Genomic DNA, 15,956 nt, shown 5'->3' with positions numbered 1-15,956 from the left:
GCTCAGTGGGATTCATCCCCGGGCCGGTCCGGTTGGGCCTGCACGAGTTCCGTGTCCTCGGCGCCCTCGGTCTGCTCTTCGGCCTCGGCGGACGGATCCGCGGCGAGCAACACCTGTATCGCGTTGTTGAGGAACGCCACCGTCGGAACGGCCAGCAGCGCGCCGACGATCCCGGCGAGGACCCCGCCGGTGGAAATGGCCAGCACCACGCCGAGCGGATGGATCGACACCGCCCGACCCATCACCAACGGCTGCAGCAAATGAGCCTCCAGTTGGTTCACCGCGATTAGCAAACCCAGGGTGATGAGCGCGTAGACGACGCCCTTCGCCAGCAGGGCCACCACCACGGCCAGAAAGCCGGCGATCACGGCACCGACCAGGGGGATGAAGGCGCCGAGGAACACCAACGAGGCCAGCGGCAGGGCCAGCGGAATGCCCATGATCGCCAACCCGGTGCCGACGCCCGCCGCATCGGTCAGGGCGACCAGGAAGGTGGCCCGCACGTAGCTGATCAGCGACCCGTATCCGGCGTTGCCCGCCTCGCGCACCCGGTGGCGGACGCCGGCGGGGAAGATCTTGGTCACGTATGCCCAGATGTTGCGCCCGCCGTAGAGGAAGAAGATCAGCGTGAACAGGACCAACACGCCGGCCGTGACCACCTCGGTGATGGTGGCCGCGGTGGCCAGCGCGCCGCTGGTCAGCTTGGACTGATTGTTGTGCAGCGCCTGGATCGCGGCGTTGCCCGCGTTGGAGATCTGTTCCCCGCGCAGGTGCAGCGGCCCCTCGATCAGCCATCGGCGGGTGGAGTCGATGCTGTGGCTGATCTGGTCGGTCAGGTCGGGCAGGCCGTAGACGAACTGGACGATGACGAACGCCAGGATGCCGCCGAAGATGCCGAATCCGCCCAGCAGGACCAGCGCCACCGCCGCCCCGCGCGGCAGGCCCCTTTTGTCGATCCAGTCGACCGCCGGAACCAGCAAAGCGCTAATCATCAGTGCCAGCAACACCGGGACGACGATGACTTCGAGCTTCTTGATCACCCAGAGCAGGGCGACCACGGCGGCCAGGATGACGAGCAGCCGCCAGGCCCAAGCCGCGGCCTTACGGACAAGGGGTACGACGGACCCAGCCTCCAGGGCGTGGTCGGGGTTTGCCGGCATCCGGCCAGCCTATCTGGCGCCACCGCGCCCGGACGGCGGCTTGGCGTGCGGCGGCCCCCTCCCGCCCGGCACGATCCGGTTACGACCCCGACACAGTCGGAGCTGCGCCCCGCTGGCCGCGCCACCTGCGCGGTTACCCTAAAGCACGTGTCGCACGACGCACCCGCCCGCAAGCTGGACTTGACGCGTGAAGCTACTCCGCGCGGCAAGTACTGGTGGGTGCGCTGGGTCGTCCTGGCCATCGTCGCGATCGTGCTTGCTGTCGAGATTTCGCTCGGCTGGAACCAGCTGGCCAAAGCCTGGATGAGCCTGTACGAGGCCAACTGGTGGTGGCTGATCGCGTCGGTGCTGGCGGCGGCGGCGTCGATGCACAGCTTCGCGCAGATCCAGCGCACCCTGCTGGGATCGGCCGGCGTGCACGTCAAGCAATTGCGGTCGGAGGCCGCGTTCTATGCGGCCAACTCGTTGAGCACCACGCTGCCCGGCGGCCCGGTGCTGTCGGCGACGTTCCTGCTGCGCCAGCAGCGGATTTGGGGCGCCTCGACCGTGGTGGCGTCCTGGCAGTTGGTGATGTCCGGCGTGCTGCAGGCGGTGGGGCTGGCGCTGCTCGGCCTGGGCGGCGCGTTCTTCCTGGGCGCCAAGAACAACCCGTTCTCGCTGCTGTTCACGCTGGGTGGCTTCGTCGCGCTGTTGCTGCTGGCCCAGGCGGTGGCGTCGCGGCCGGAGCTGATCGAGGGCATCGGCAGCCGGGTGCTGTCGTGGTTCAACTCCATCCGGGGCAAGCCCGCCGACACCGGCCTGGACCAGTGGCGCGAGACCCTCACGCAGCTCGAATCGGTGAGCCTGGGCCGCCGCGACCTGGGCGTGGCGTTCAGCTGGTCGATGTTCAACTGGATCGCCGACGTGGCCTGCCTCGGCTTCGCCGCGTACGCCGCCGGCGACCACGCGTCGGTGGCGGGGCTGACGGTTGCCTATGCGGCCGCCCGGGCCGTCGGCACGATTCCGCTGATGCCCGGCGGGCTGCTGGTGGTCGAGGCGGTGCTGGTGCCCGGCCTCGTCTCCAGCGGGATGTCGTTGCCGAACGCCATCTCCGCCATGCTGATCTACCGGCTGATCAGCTGGCTACTCATCTCCGCCGTCGGCTGGGTGGTGTTCTTCTTCGTGTTCCGCACCGAGAACACCTCCGGTTCCGAGGGCGACGACCCGATCACGGGCCCGCTGCCCGTGCTGCGTCTGGACCCGGCCGCCGACCCGACCGAAACCGCCCTGCAGGGCCCGCTGCCGCCGCCCGAGCGGCGGCCGGAACGCGGCGGTGAGCCGGCCTTTTAGCCGACGGTGTTCGGTCGCGGTCCGCCGATCGTGACGCCGGGCAGCGTGCCGCCCGGGGCGCCGCCGGCGGGCGGGGCGCCCGCGGCGTTGCCGGGCAGCGCGGGCAGCCCACCCGGCAGCCCCCCGGCCGCGCCCTGCGCCTGCTGCATCATGCCCATCGCCTGCGGGATCGTGATCGGCAGCTTGCACTGCGTCGAGAGGGCGGTCAACGGCTGCGCAATCGACGTCATGTCGCCGGCCACCTTGGGGTTGGCCTCGAAGTAGGACTTCAGCCCGGTGAATGATTGCGGTCCGGCCTGCTGCTGCAGCATCGTCGTCATCGCCTGGTTGGTCTCGGGATGCGAGTCCAGGTAGTCGCCCATCGACTTCGAGACCGACCCGATCGTGCGGGCGACCTCGCTGGCGGCGCACGGGTCGTTGGCGCCCGTGGCGGGCGGCCCGGCGAGGACGGCGAGGGCGGCGCCGGGCGCTGCGGCGGCGATCAGCCCGGCGAGAAGTCTGCGGCGCCCGGACGCGGTGCGTGTGGTCATATGGTTAACCCCTTCGGAGTTTGCGAGGTGCGCGCGGGTCCCAAACACCTTGCAAGCGGCTGCAATAGACGGCGCTCAATCGGCGGATTTCCCCACAGCCCGCACGGCCATCCGACATCCTGCCATTGCCCCTATCGCCGCTGCTAGCGCCTGTGACGGAAATCCCGCTTGGTCACCGGTTCACAACAACTGGGTGGCGTAATGGCAACATCCGTGTCTTTGCAGCTCAGGAACTAGATAAGCCGACATAATCCACAGCCTGCTGCGGTATTCTCGCCTGCACGCATTGCGCGAGAGCCCGGGGAGTGAAGAAATCCAGCAGTTCATGATGCGCATCAGCCGCAGCCTGCGTAAGTACCGCTGGTTGGTCTTCACAGGCTGGTTGCTGGCATTGGTGCCGGCGGTGTATCTCGCGATGTCGCAGTCGGGGAACCTCACCGGTGGCGGTTTCGAGGTGACCGGCTCGCAGTCGCTGGCGGTCCACGACCAGCTCGAGGATCTCTACCACGACCAGGGCGCATCCTCGTTGGCGCTGGTGGCGGCCCCCCGCCCCGACGCCAGCTACTCCGACATCAACGACGCCGTCGCGATGCTGCGGCAGATCGCCGGTGAGTTCCCCGGCGTCGTCGAGGTGCCCAACCCCACCCAGCGGCCGCCCCAGCCCGACCGGCCGTATGTGGTGTCGCTGCGGCTGGACGCGCGCAACGCCGGCACGAGCGACCTCGCCAAGCAACTCCAACAGAAGGTCGGCATCAAGGGGGACCAGTCGGGCCAGACCGCCAACGGCCGGGTCCGGCTCTACGTCATCGGGCAGGGCGCGCTCAGCGCCGCCGCGGCGGCGAACACCAAGCACGACATCGCCGCCGCCGAAAAATGGAACCTGCCGATCATCCTGATCGTCCTGCTGGCCGTGTTCGGTTCGCTGGCCGCCGCGACGATCCCGCTTGCCCTCGGCGCCTGCACCGTCGTGGTCACCATGGGCCTGGTCTACCTGTTGTCGGCGTACACCACCATGTCGGTGTTCGTGACCTCGACGGTGTCGATGTTCGGCATCGCGCTCGCCGTCGACTATTCGTTGTTCATCCTGATGCGTTTCCGGGAGGAACTGCGCGCCGGCCGCCAGCCGAACGAGGCCGTGGACGCGGCCATGGCCACCTCCGGGCTGGCGGTCGTGCTGTCGGGGATGACCGTCGTCGCCTCCCTGACCGGCATCTACATCATCAACACCCCGGCGCTGAAGTCGATGGCCACCGGCGCGATCATGGCCGTCGCGGTCGCGATGTTGTCGGCGGCCACCCTGACGCCCGCGGTGCTGGCGACGTTCGGGCGGGCGGCCGCCAAGAGGTCACGCCTCTTTCACTGGTCGCGCCAGCCCGAGGGCACCCAGTCCCGGTTCTGGAATCGGTGGATCAGCTGGGTGATGCGCCGGCCGTGGGCGTCGGCGGTGGCGGCGTCGGTGGTGCTGCTCATCATGGCCGTGCCGGCGGGCTCGATGGTGCTGGGCAACAGCCTGCTGCGCCAGTTCGACTCGTCCCACGAGATCCGCGCCGGCGTCGGCGCGGCGGCCCAGGCGCTCGGGCCGGGCGCGCTGGGTCCCATCCGGGTGCTGGTCAGCTTTCCCGACGGCGGCGCCGCCTCACCCGAGCACAGCCAGACGGTGGCCGCGATCCGCCAGAAGATGACGCAGGCGCCCAACATCGTGTCGGTGTCGCCGCCGCAATTCGCCGAGGACAACGGCAGCGCCCTGGTGTCCGCGGTGTTGTCGGTGGATCCCGAGGACATGAAGGCCCGCGACACCGTCGGCTGGATGCGCGCGCAGCTCCCGAAGATTCCCGACCCGGGCACGGCGCGGGTCGACGTGGGCGGCCCGACCGCGCTGATCAAAGACTTCGACGACCGGGTGTCGCAGACCGAGCCGTTCGTGCTGCTCTTCGTGGCAGCGATCGCGTTCGTGATGCTGCTGATCTCCATCCACTCGGTGTTCCTGGCGTTCAAGGGCGTGCTGATGACGTTGCTGTCGGTCGCCGCCGCCTACGGCAGCCTGGTGATGGTTTTCCAGTGGGGCTGGTTGCAGGGCCTCGGTTTCACCCAGATCAGCTCGATCGACAGCACCGTTCCCCCGCTGGTGCTGGCGATGACGTTCGGGCTGTCGATGGATTACGAGATCTTCCTGCTCACCCGCATCCGCGAGCGGTTCCTGCACTCCGGCAACACCCGCGACGCGGTCGCCTACGGCGTGAGCACCAGCGCCCGCACCATCACCAGCGCCGCGCTGATCATGATCGCGGTGTTCATCGGCTTCGCGTTCGCCGGCATGCCGCTGGTCGCCGAGATCGGAGTGGCGTGCGCCGTCGCGATCGCGGTGGACGCCACGGTGGTGCGGCTGGTCCTGGTCCCGGCGCTGATGGCGATGTTCACCCAGTGGAACTGGTGGCTGCCCGGGTGGCTGCGCCGCGTGTTGCCGTCGGTCGACTTCGACCGGCCGCTGCCCGAGGTCGACCTGGGTGACGTCGTGGTCATCCCCGACGACATCTCGGCGCTCGCGGCGCCCAGCGCAGACCTGCGCATGGTGCTGAAGTCGGCCGCGAAGCTCAAACACCTTGCGCCCGATGCCATTTGCGTCGCCGACCCGCTGGCATTCACCGGGTGCGGGCGCAACGGCAAGGCGCCTCACGTCGACCCCGCGGGCAACCGGGGGCTCGGCCCCGGACAGATCCCCCACCAGGTCAGCATCGACGACGAGGCGGGCAACGGGGGGACACCGGCCGCCAAGAACGGCAGCAACGGTCACTCGGCCGCCAAGAAGCGGGTCGGCGGCCTGGCGTCGCGCAACGGCATCGCCCGCGCGATCGCGGGGGACCGCCCGATCCACCCGGTCACGCTGTGGCGGGGGCGGCTGTCGGTCGCCATCGACGCGCTGGAGACCGACGTCGACGACTGCGAGCCGCCGAGGTACGAGCGGCGCAGCCCGGTGGAGACCACGAATGTGCAGCTGCCCACGGGCGACCGCCTGCTCGTCCCGACCGGCGCGGAGGCGCTGCGGCTCAAGGGCTACTTGATCATGTGCCGTAACAGCAGCCGCGATTACGCCGACTTTGCAGACATGGTGGACAACGTCGAGCCCGAGACCGCCGCTGTGGTGCTGGCCGGCATGGACAGCTATTACTGTTCTCAGACGTCCAGGCGGGAATGGATGGCAACGCAGCTAGTCCGCCGGCTCGCGGATCCGCATCCTTCCGATTTCAGCGACGACCAGTGGTCGGAACCCGACGCCAAGGCAGACTGGGAAGATGTCAAGCAGCGCTGCCTCTCGGTGGCCGTAGCGATGCTGGAGGAGGCGAGGTGACGTTGGCATCCGAGCGACGCCAGGCGCCGCCGCCCCAGCGGCCCGCCGGCGACCAGCGCAGGCCCAACGGCGGGCCCGCCGGGGCCCTGCCGGACCCCGACCAGCCGGTGGAGTTCTGGCCGACGGCCGCCATCCGGTCGGCCCTGCAGGGTGGTGACATCGCGACCTGGAAGCGCATCGCGGCCGCGCTCAAGCGCGACCCGTACGGCCGGACAGCCCGCCAGGTCGAGGAGGTACTCGAGGGGACCCGTCCGTCGGGCATCTCCAAGGCCCTCTGGGAGGTGCTGGAGCGCGCCCGCACCCACCTGGAGGCCAACGAACGCGCCGAGGTGGCCCGCCACGTGCGGCTGCTGATCGACCGGTCGGGCCTGGGTGAACAGGAATTCGCGTCGCGCATCGGGGTGTCGCCGGAAGATCTGGGCACCTACCTCGACGGCAGCATCAGCCCGACGTCCGCGCTGATGATCCGGATGCGCAGGCTGTCGGATCGGTTCGTCAAGGTGAAGTCCGCGCGGCCGACCGAATAACCGGTCACCGGGAATTGATCGCCCGCACGTCCGCCACCAGCCAGGTGCCGCCCTTCTTGGCCAGGGTCACCCGCAGCGCCGGTGCGACCTGACTGGGGGGCTGGCCGGGCGCGTTCTGCGTGACCCGCAGGATCACGGCCACGCTGGCCACCGACGGCCCGAGCGCCTCGACCCCGGCCGCCAGCGTGGCGGCCTGCGCCGTGACGTTGTGCTGGGCCAGGTCGGCGCTGGACCTCTTGTATTGGTCGCGGAAGGCGTCCGCCTGCTCGGGCACCATCATCGCCGCGGCCCGGTCGATGGAGCTCGTCGGGGCGCTCGGGGTGAACGACGCCATCGCCTCGGCCATCCCCGTGGCGACCTGAACCACCTCCCGGGAATCCTTCCTGAAGTCGCGGTCCGGCCGCGTCCAGTGCGTGTAGCCGGTCAGCACCGCCGCGCACAGGGCGGCCGCGCACAGCAGCACCACGGCCAACCGCAGCCCCGGCGCGTCGTCGTCGGTGCCGACGCTGACCGAATCACGGCGCAGCAGCCAGAAATTCACGCCCACGCCCTCGGCGATCAGCACCAGCAGCGCCGTGCATCCCGACACCCACCACAGCGGCCAGCCGAGGACCATCCCGATGGCCAGCAGGGCGGCGATGGCGGCCAGCGGCGCCAGGATGTCGAAGGCGAGCAGGCGCCACATGTTTCTCATCGGATGGATCCCAGCCCGGAGATCATCAGCTTGCCGTCCACGTCGGAGACGTCGAGCCGCAGGTTCCAGTGCACCACCTGCGGCTTGGCTCCGACGTTCTCGCTGACCGACGTCGCGACCACCATCACCGAGTCCGTCCGGGTGGCAAACGGCGGCAGCTTGGTGGTCACCACCGGCCTCGAGGCACCGGGCTGGGTGTCCAGGTCGCGGTGCACCGTTTCGATCGCCACCGCCTCGATCCGGCCGGCGCTCTGCGACTGCAGCTTCTGCACCACCTGCCGGTAGGGTTGCACGGCCGCGTCGAAGTCGACGTTGAGTTCGCCGACTGTGCCGTCGTGCAGCTTTTGCAAGCTGGGGTCGATGTTGCCGCTGTTCATGTTGATCAGCACGCCGGTCCACTCCGCGGCGGTCTGCATGACGCGCGTCAGGTAGGCGCGCTCGCCCAGCTCGTCGCGGTGGGCGGACCAGATGAAGTAGCCGAACACCACCGCGGCCACCGCCAGCACGGCCAGAACGGTGGACGCGATGCCGTAGGGCGAGAAGACCCGGGGGGCCGCGGGTTCGGCCTCGGGGTCGACGGCGTCCTCGGATTCGCCGTCGTCCTCGGATTCGCCGTCGTCTTCGGATTCGACCAGCTCGGCGTCGTCTGACATGGGCCGATCGTTGCATCCAAAAGAAGATGGAAGGATGGCGGGGTGACTGTAGAGGCCATCCGATCGGGCGTCGACCTGAGCTTTGTCGACGCGAACGCCCGCCCCCAAGACGACCTGTTCGGCCATGTCAACGGCCGCTGGCTGGCCGACTACGAGATTCCCCCGGACCGCGCGACCGACGGCGCGTTCCGCGCGCTCTACGACCGGGCCGAGGAGCAGGTCCGCGACCTGATCGAGGAGGCCAGCGGGCAGGGCGCGCCGGCGGGCACTGACGAACAACGCATCGGTGACCTCTACGGCAGCTTCCTCGACGAACAAGCCGTCGCACGCCGGGGCCTGGCGCCGCTGCTCGACGAGCTGGCCCCGATCGACGACTGCGCGAATCCCGCTGCCCTGGCCGCCGCGATGGGCGCCCTACAGCGCACCGGGGTCGGCGGCGGCGTCGCGTTCTATGTGGACACCGACGCCAAGAACTCGGCCCGCTACCTGGTGCACTTCTCCCAGTCGGGCATCGGCTTGCCCGACGAGTCCTACTTCCGCGAGGAGCAGCACGCCGCCGTGCTGGCCGCCTACCCGGCACACATCGCGCGGATGTTCGGCCTGGTCTTCGGCGGCGATCACTCGGACACCGCGGCCCGGATCGTGGCGCTGGAGAGCAAACTCGCGGCCGCGCACTGGGACGTGGTCAAGCGCCGCGACGCCGACCTCACCTACAACCTGCGGGCCTTCGCCGGGCTGCAGGACGAGGCGGCGGGCTTCGACTGGACCGGCTGGGCGGCCGCGCTGGGCGGCTCCGCCGACACCCTCGCGGAAGTCGTTGTGCGCCAACCGGATTACCTGACCGCGTTCGCCGCGCTGTGGGACAGCGAAGACATCGAGGACTGGAAGCGCTGGGCGCGCTGGCGGGTGATCCGCGCCCGCGCGGCCTGGTTGACCGACGACCTCGTCGCCGCGGACTTCGATTTCTACGGTCGCCTGCTGACCGGCGCCGAGCAGATCCGCGAGCGCTGGAAGCGGGCGGTGTCGCTGGTGGAGGGCCTGCTGGGCGATGCCGTCGGAAAGCTTTACGTGCAACGGCATTTCCCGCCGGGCGCCAAGGCCCGCATCGACGCCCTGGTGGACAACCTGAAGGCGGCGTACCGGCTGTCCATCAGCGAACTGGACTGGATGACGCCGCAGACCCGCGAGCGCGCGCTGACCAAACTGGAGAAGTTCACCGCCAAGGTCGGCTACCCGGCGAAGTGGCGGGACTACTCGGCGCTGGCGATCGACCGCAACGACCTGTACGGCAACTACCAACGGGGGTACGCGGTCAATCACGACCGCGAGCTGGCCAAGCTCGGCGGCCCGGTGGACCGCGACGAGTGGTTCATGACACCACAGACCGTCAACGCCTACTACAACCCGGGGATGAACGAAATCGTCTTCCCTGCAGCGATTTTGCAGCCGCCGTTCTTCGACGCCGACGCCGACGACGCCGCCAACTATGGCGGCATCGGGTCGGTGATCGGCCACGAGATCGGGCACGGCTTCGACGACCAGGGCGCCAAGTACGACGGTGACGGCAACCTGGTCGACTGGTGGACCGACGACGACCGCACCGAGTTCGGCGCCCGCACCAAGGCGCTGATCGAGCAGTACGACACGTACACGCCCAGGGCGCTCGACGGGGCGTATCACGTCAACGGCGCATTCACCGTCGGCGAGAACATCGGCGACCTCGGCGGGTTGTCCATCGCGCTGCTGGCCTACCAGCTGTCGCTGAACGGCGAGCCCGCCCCGGTCATCGACGGGCTCACCGGCGTGCAGCGGGTGTTCTACGGCTGGGCCCAGGTGTGGCGCACCAAATCCCGTGATGCGGAAGCGATCCGGCGATTGGCGGTGGACCCGCATTCGCCGCCGGAGTTCCGGTGCAATGGCGTCATCCGCAACATGGACGCCTTCTACGATGCCTTCGACGTGACCGAGGGCGACGCCCTGTACCTGGAGCCGCGGAGCCGGGTCAGGATCTGGAACTAGGCCACCGCTTCGATCCGGGCCGGCACGTGCTTGTGCCACGGCGTGCCGGCGTAGGGGTCGCGCCATTCCGTCGAGGTGAGCGCGTTCGGGGCGACGCCCGGAACGACGGTGTTGCCGTCCTCGTCGACGTAGTCGAGGCCAAAACCGTTGGGTAGGGCCGCATGCCCGGCCAGCATGGTCTCGGTGATCTCGACGGCCACCTCGGCGCTGCCGGCCGCGGTGCTGACCCGGGCCCGTTGCCCGTCGGCGAGCCCCAGGGCCTGGGCGTCCTCGACGCTGACCCGCAACGCCCCGTCGGCGTCGCGTTTGCGCCAGGACGGATCGCGGAAGATGTCGTTGGCGGTGTAGGCGCGCCGCTCACCGACGGACAGCACGATCGGGAACTCCGCGGTGGTCAGCCGGGCCGGCGCCGTGGCCAACGCCCTTAGGTCGTTCAGCATTTCGGGGATTTCCAGCGCGATCTTGCGGTCGGCGTGGCTGATCAGCGCGAAGTCGTCCTCGTATTCGTGCCGGGTGAACGTGACGCCCGACGGGCTGGCCAGGATCGCATCGAACAGCGCGTTGCCGTCGGGGTGGCCGGCCCGCCGAACGGCCTCGGGGTAGGCCATGGCGGTCTTCTGGGCCAGCCCCCACGCGGCGGCCGCGCCGGACATCCCGTCGGGCAGCGTCGGCCCGAGCGTCTCGTAGAGCACATACGGAACCAGCTTGGCCACAGTCGGATTGGCGGCCACGGCGGTCAGGAACGCCTCGGCGTAGGCTTGCCGGCCGCGCCGCGCGGCCTCGTGCAGCGGGCGCAGCTCGGCGTCGTCGAGCACGCCGAGCGCGCGCACCAGCCGCGCCCAGATCTCGGGTTCGGGCAGCGTCCCCGGCAGCGGCGGCAGCAACGGCCGGCGCAACTGGAAGGTGTTGGCGGGGAACTCGAAGTTGAAGAAGGTGGCCTCGGGCTTCTCGAACTGCGACGCCGCGGGCAGCACGTAATGGGCGAGCCGCGCGGTCTCGGTCATCGCGACGTCCACGACCACCATCAGTTCCAGCGCGCCGAAGGCCTGCCGGCAGGCGGCCGAATTGGCCAGCGAGTGGGCGGGATTGCTGCTCTCGACGATCATGGCCCGGAAGCGGTCCGGGTGGTCGGTCAGGATTTCCTCGGGCACCACGTTGCTCGGTATCAGCCCGGCGATGACGGGGGCACCGGTGACGGGCGTGCACCCGGTGACCTGGCTGAACAGCGGGGCGAACGACGAATGCAGGTGCTGGCCACCCTTTTTCGCGAAGTTGCCGGTCAGGATCCACAGCAGCTTGTTCAGGTAGGAGCACAGGGTGCTGTTGGGCGCCTGCTGCACCCCGAGGTCCTCGAACACCGCGACGCTGGCGGCGGCGCCGACGCGCCGCGCGGCCGCCCGCAGCAGCTCCTCGTCGACGCCGCAGCGCTGCGCGTAGTCGGCGACCGGAACCTCGCGCAGCGCGGTGCGGACGGCGTCCGAGCCGCGCACGTGCTCGGCGAGAAACGCTTCGTTGCAAAGCTTTTCCTGGACGAGGACGCCGGCCAGCGCCGCCAGGCACCAGGCGTCGGTTCCCGGTCGCACGCGCAGGTGGAAGTCGGACATCTTCGCGGTGTCGGTGACGACGGGATCGATCACGATCATCGACCGGGCCGGGTCCTTTGCGATCTCGTTGAGCACCACCCGGGCCCGCGGAAAGCTCTGCGACATCCACGGGTTCTTCCCCACGAACACCGACACCTCGGCGTGCTCGAACTCGCCCCGCGTGTGACCGCCATAGAGGTGCGCGTCGACCCAGGCCTCGCCGGTCTTCTCCTGCGCCAACGCGTTCGACCGGTAGCGCGAGCCGAGGGCCTTCAGGAACGCGCCGCTGTAGGCGCCGCCCAGATGGTTGCCCTGCCCACCGCCGCCGTAGTAGAAGATCTTGTCTCCGCCGTAGGCGTCGCGGACGTGTTTGAACCCCTCGGCGATCTCGACAATCGCGGTGTCCCAGTCGATCTCCTCGAAGGTGCCGTCGGGGCGGCGACGCATCGGCGAGGTCAGGCGGGCGCGGTTGTTCTGGTAGTGGTCCAGCCGCAGCGCCTTGTTGCAGGTGTAGCCCTGCGACCCGGGGTGCTCCTTGTCGCCCCGGATGCGGGCCAACCGGCCGTCTTCGACCTGCACGACAATCCCGCAGTTGCACTCGCACAGGATGCAGGCGGTCGGCTGCCAGTCAGTGGTCGTCATCGCGAATTCCCTTCGGAGAGCTCGGCCTCGAGCAGCCGGTGTAGCTGGCGGCGCACAACATCGAGCGGGGTGAGGTCGCGCCGCACCCGGGCCAGGACGATCGCCCCCTCCAGCGCCGAAGTGGCCAGCACCGCGAATTCGCGGGCACGGTGGGCGGCGATGCCGTCGGCGATGAAGCGCTGGGCGATCAGGTCGGACCAGCGGTCGAACACCGCCGCGGCGCGCTCGACCACCGGTGCCATCCGTTCGCGATCGGACCCGTCACCCGCCTCGACGGAGACCGCGACGACGGGGCAGCCGGCGCGGAAATCGGTCTCGAGGAGCTGGCGACGGTACTTGTCGATCAGCGTGTCCAACAGTTCGAAGCCGCCGGCGGCCTCGGTGATGACGCCGGCGACGTGTTCGCCCGCGTAGTCGACGGCTTCGCAGAGCAGTTGGGTCCGCCCGCCCGGGAAGTAGTGATAGGCCGACCCGCGGGGCGCGCCGCTGTGCTCGAGAACGTCCGAGATGGCGGTGGCGTGCGCGCCGCGCTCCCTGATCAGCAGAGCGGCGGACACCACCATCCGCTCGCGGGGGCTACGCATATGTATGATGCTATACATAACCGGCGGCCCGCGGAAGAGGCCCGGCCGACGCAAAAGCCCCCGATTCTTACCGAAACGGGGGCTTTGCTCGGCTAAGCCGTTACGACATCCAGTCGGCGGAGCCGTCGTTCTTCTTGTAGTCGCCGCCGGTGGAGTTCTTCACGATGATCGGATCCCCCGGCCCGAAGTTGTCGAAGAACCACCTCGCGTTGGACGGGCTGATGTTGATGCACCCGTGGCTGACGTCGCGCTTGCCCTGGTCGTCCACCGACCACGGGGCGCTGTGCACGAAGTCGCCGACGTTGTCGAACCGGACGGCCAGCTCGACGGTGACCTTGTAGCCATACGTCGAGTTGACCGGGACCCCGTAGGTCGAGGAGTCCATCACCACCGAGGGCATCTTCTCTTGCACGTAGTAGGTGCCGTTGGGGGTCTGGTGGTTGCCGGAGGTCATGCCCATCGACATGGGAATGGTCTTCTCCACGGTGCCGTTGCGCGTCACTGTCAGCTGGTGGGTGGAGTCGTCCGCCGTGGCGATCAGCGAGTCCCCGGTCTGGAAGCTGGACACGGTGCCGCCGGCGTCGACCGTCACCGCGGTGTGGGCGGGCCAGAAGCTCAGCGGCCGCCAGCGCAGCTGGGTCGGGGTCATCCAGTAGAACTTGCCCGGCACCGGCGGGGTCGACATCACGTGGACCGCGTCGATGGCCGCGCCCGCGTCGTCGACCCGGCCGGGGAAGTTGATGATGATCGGTTGGCCCACGCCCACCGTCGAGCCGTTTTTCGGCACGATCGAGGGCGGCCCGAAGGGCGGCGTGCCGGTGAACGCCGTCGGGTTCTGCCCGGCGGCGGGACCCGTTGCCACCGGTTGCGCACCCGGCAATTGCAACCACGGCGGAGGCGGCGGCGCGAGCGGGTCCGGCGCCGGCGGCGGCGCGGGCGGGCCTGGGGGTGCGGCGACGACCCCAGGGTCGCCGGGGGCGGGGTCCGGATCCGCCAGCGCGGGGCCGGCGCTCAACACCAGCACACCGAACATTGACGCCACTCCGGCCGCCTTCAGCGCCGTGACGACGCCCTTCCGCATCAAGGCCGACATACGCATCCCTTCAGTCACCATCTCCGAAATAGTGTGGCATAGCGGGCGGGCCAGCTACTGCCGCCGAGGCCGTCGCTCGGCCGATGCGCACCCCGGTTGGCGGCGCTGACCTGCGCAGCTATGAATTGCGTGAGCTTGCCGGGGCAACGTCCAGCGTCTGCCGGTTGGCCGCCATGGCGACCAGGGCGGCGGCCATCAGGCCCGCCGACGCGGTCAGCATCAGCGCGACGCTGCGCTCATAGAGCAGGCCCCCCGCCAGCGAGCCGGCCATGATGCCGACCTGAAACGCCGTCACGTAGAGGCCCGACGCCCCATCGGGGTCGTCGACCCCGTTGCGCATCGCTGCGGCTTGCAACATCGGCGACACGGCGGTGGCCATGGCGCCCCACAACACGATCGCGGCGGTCCCGATGAGGGCTGTTGCCGCGGCGGGTGCGCCGCCGAACGCGAGCGCGGTGAGCACCACGAATGCGGCGGTCAATCCCGCCATACACAGGATGACGGCGCTCTTGGGCCGGCGGTCCAAGGACCGTGCCACCAAACCCACCGCGATCACCCCGGCGGCACCGTAGGCGGCCAGCAACCAGGCGAGATTCGGTCCGTGCACGCCGACCACGTCGCGGATGACCACCACGATGTAGGTGTATGACACGAAATGCCCCGTGACCCCGACCATGGTGATCAGGCTGACGATGATCAGCCGGGGATTGCGGTGGTGCCGTGCCCGCGGACCCACGCATTTGAGCTGGTCGTCGGTGAGCACCTGTTGCGGCAGCAAAAGCCAGGCCGCCACGGTGACGATGGCCGCGGCGACGGTGACGCACGCCGCCGCCAGCCGCCAGCCCCACATCAGGCTCATGGCGGCCGTGAGCGGGCTCCCGATCACCAGCGCCAGGCTGGTGCCGACGTAGATCGACATCGTGGCGCGCCCGGCGTGGCTCGGGGGCACCAGCCGCGTCGCCAGCGGGGCGATGATCGACCAGAGCAGGCCGTGCGTGACCGCGCACAGCATCCGCCCGACGGCCAGCACCGCGAAGCTGGGCGCCAGCGCCGAGATGAGTTGCGACACGGTCAGGCAGACCAGGCTGAACACCAACGCGCGCCGGCGTGGCCAGTGGGCCGTCCAGCGCACCAGCGGGAACGTCGACAGGGCCGCCACCAGCGCGTACCACGACAGCAGGGTGCCCACCAGGACCACGCTGACGTGCAGGTTGCGCGCGATCGCCGACAAGGCGCCGACCGGCAGGATTTCCGCGGTGACGTAGGTGAACGCCGCTGCGGCCAGCACGGCCAGCTGCGCCGCGATCCGTGGCGTCCACGTTCGCGCTGCAGTGGTGGGGGCGGCAGTCATGGCAGTCATCGGTTGGGGCACGCAATCGGCCGGGCAAGGCTGCTGGCGAAATCACGCTGCACCTACCGTACGCACCGCAACAATAGGTTCCCGCAAGTTAGCGGTTCAACACGCCTACCAACCGGCGATCAGGAACGCACCAGGCGCGCGATGGCGGCCGAGGCTTCGGCCAGTTTTTCGTCGGCGTCGCTGCCACCCTCGGCCACGGCGCGGGTCACACAGTGACCCAGGTGCTCGTCGAGCAGATTCAGCGCCACCGAACGCAGGGCGCTGTTGACCGCGCTGATCTGGGTGAGGACGTCGATGCAGTATTTGTCTTCCTCGATCATGCGCGCGATGCCACGCACCTGGCCCTCGATGCGCCGCAGCCGCTTGGCGTAGTTGTCCTTCTGCTGCGAATATCCGTGTGCGCTCGTCACCGCTCGAGTCTACCCCATACCCCGAC

At 69.4% G+C, this 15,956-nt stretch carries 13 protein-coding genes; 4 read left to right on the top strand and 9 right to left on the bottom strand.

The features are described from left to right. Window positions 1-2: 2 nt before the first annotated feature. A complete protein-coding gene (locus A5787_RS06285; protein WP_066963263.1) occupies window positions 3-1,160 on the bottom strand; it encodes an AI-2E family transporter in 1,158 nt (385 codons plus the stop codon). Window positions 1,161-1,307: 147 nt separating this feature from the next. On the opposite strand from A5787_RS06285, the gene A5787_RS06280 reads away from it, so the two are divergent. After that, window positions 1,308-2,489 (top strand): TIGR00374 family protein, encoded by a 1,182-nt coding sequence (locus A5787_RS06280; protein WP_066963260.1) that lies wholly within the window; start codon window positions 1,308-1,310, stop codon window positions 2,487-2,489. Here A5787_RS06280 and A5787_RS06275 read toward each other — a convergent pair. Further along, a complete protein-coding gene (locus A5787_RS06275; RefSeq protein WP_066963258.1) occupies window positions 2,486-3,019 on the bottom strand; it encodes a hemophore in 534 nt (177 codons plus the stop codon). The two genes, A5787_RS06280 and A5787_RS06275, sit on opposite strands and share 4 nt — an antisense overlap. Before the next feature lie 325 nt (window positions 3,020-3,344). Between A5787_RS06275 and A5787_RS06270 the strand changes: the two genes are divergently transcribed. Continuing rightward, on the top strand, window positions 3,345-6,365 hold the full coding sequence (locus A5787_RS06270; protein WP_066963255.1) for an MMPL family transporter: 3,021 nt from the start codon (window positions 3,345-3,347) through the stop codon (window positions 6,363-6,365). Further along, the gene (locus A5787_RS06265) at window positions 6,362-6,892 is read left to right on the top strand and encodes a hypothetical protein (RefSeq protein WP_066963252.1); all 531 of its coding nucleotides are present in this window, start codon (window positions 6,362-6,364) and stop codon (window positions 6,890-6,892) included. Before A5787_RS06270 ends, A5787_RS06265 begins: the two co-directional genes overlap by 4 nt. A 4-nt stretch (window positions 6,893-6,896) precedes the next feature. Here A5787_RS06265 and A5787_RS06260 read toward each other — a convergent pair whose 3' ends face one another. Both A5787_RS06260 and A5787_RS06255 read right to left on the bottom strand, forming a co-directional pair. Then, window positions 6,897-7,586 (bottom strand): hypothetical protein, encoded by a 690-nt coding sequence (locus A5787_RS06260; RefSeq protein ID WP_066963249.1) that lies wholly within the window; start codon window positions 7,584-7,586, stop codon window positions 6,897-6,899. Beyond that, on the bottom strand, window positions 7,583-8,239 hold the full coding sequence (locus A5787_RS06255; RefSeq protein WP_066963246.1) for a hypothetical protein: 657 nt from the start codon (window positions 8,237-8,239) through the stop codon (window positions 7,583-7,585). The genes A5787_RS06260 and A5787_RS06255 overlap by 4 nt, the downstream gene beginning before the upstream one ends. A gap of 42 nt (window positions 8,240-8,281) precedes the next feature. Here A5787_RS06255 and A5787_RS06250 point away from each other — a divergent pair, with 42 nt between their 5' ends. Continuing rightward, window positions 8,282-10,258 (top strand): M13 family metallopeptidase, encoded by a 1,977-nt coding sequence (locus tag A5787_RS06250; protein WP_066963243.1) that lies wholly within the window; start codon window positions 8,282-8,284, stop codon window positions 10,256-10,258. Here A5787_RS06250 and A5787_RS06245 read toward each other — a convergent pair. The 5 genes from A5787_RS06245 to A5787_RS06225 form a co-directional block, all read right to left on the bottom strand. Further along, a complete protein-coding gene (locus A5787_RS06245) occupies window positions 10,255-12,483 on the bottom strand; it encodes a molybdopterin-dependent oxidoreductase (protein WP_066963240.1) in 2,229 nt (742 codons plus the stop codon). The genes A5787_RS06250 and A5787_RS06245 overlap by 4 nt on opposite strands. Further along, window positions 12,480-13,067 carry a TetR/AcrR family transcriptional regulator gene (locus A5787_RS06240; protein WP_066963237.1) on the bottom strand — a complete coding sequence of 196 codons (588 nt, stop codon included), beginning with the start codon at window positions 13,065-13,067 and terminating at the stop codon, window positions 12,480-12,482. The genes A5787_RS06245 and A5787_RS06240 overlap by 4 nt, the downstream gene beginning before the upstream one ends. A 100-nt stretch (window positions 13,068-13,167) precedes the next feature. Continuing rightward, window positions 13,168-14,148: an Ig-like domain-containing protein gene (locus tag A5787_RS06235; protein WP_369829089.1), complete on the bottom strand. Its 981-nt coding sequence runs from the start codon at window positions 14,146-14,148 to the stop codon at window positions 13,168-13,170. A 130-nt stretch (window positions 14,149-14,278) separates the two neighbouring features. Further along, window positions 14,279-15,520 (bottom strand): MFS transporter, encoded by a 1,242-nt coding sequence (locus A5787_RS06230; RefSeq protein WP_066963230.1) that lies wholly within the window; start codon window positions 15,518-15,520, stop codon window positions 14,279-14,281. Between the two features lie 119 nt (window positions 15,521-15,639). Beyond that, window positions 15,640-15,930, bottom strand: coding sequence for a metal-sensitive transcriptional regulator (locus A5787_RS06225; protein ID WP_066963226.1), 291 nt, complete (start codon window positions 15,928-15,930; stop codon window positions 15,640-15,642). Between the last annotated feature and the right edge of the window lie 26 nt (window positions 15,931-15,956).

It is taken from the genome of Mycobacterium sp. 852002-50816_SCH5313054-b (genome assembly GCF_001667185.1).
Lineage (GTDB): Bacteria > Actinomycetota > Actinomycetes > Mycobacteriales > Mycobacteriaceae > Mycobacterium.
Note: the sequence above shows the minus strand (reverse complement) of the source record. Positions and strands in the feature narration are given on the sequence as shown.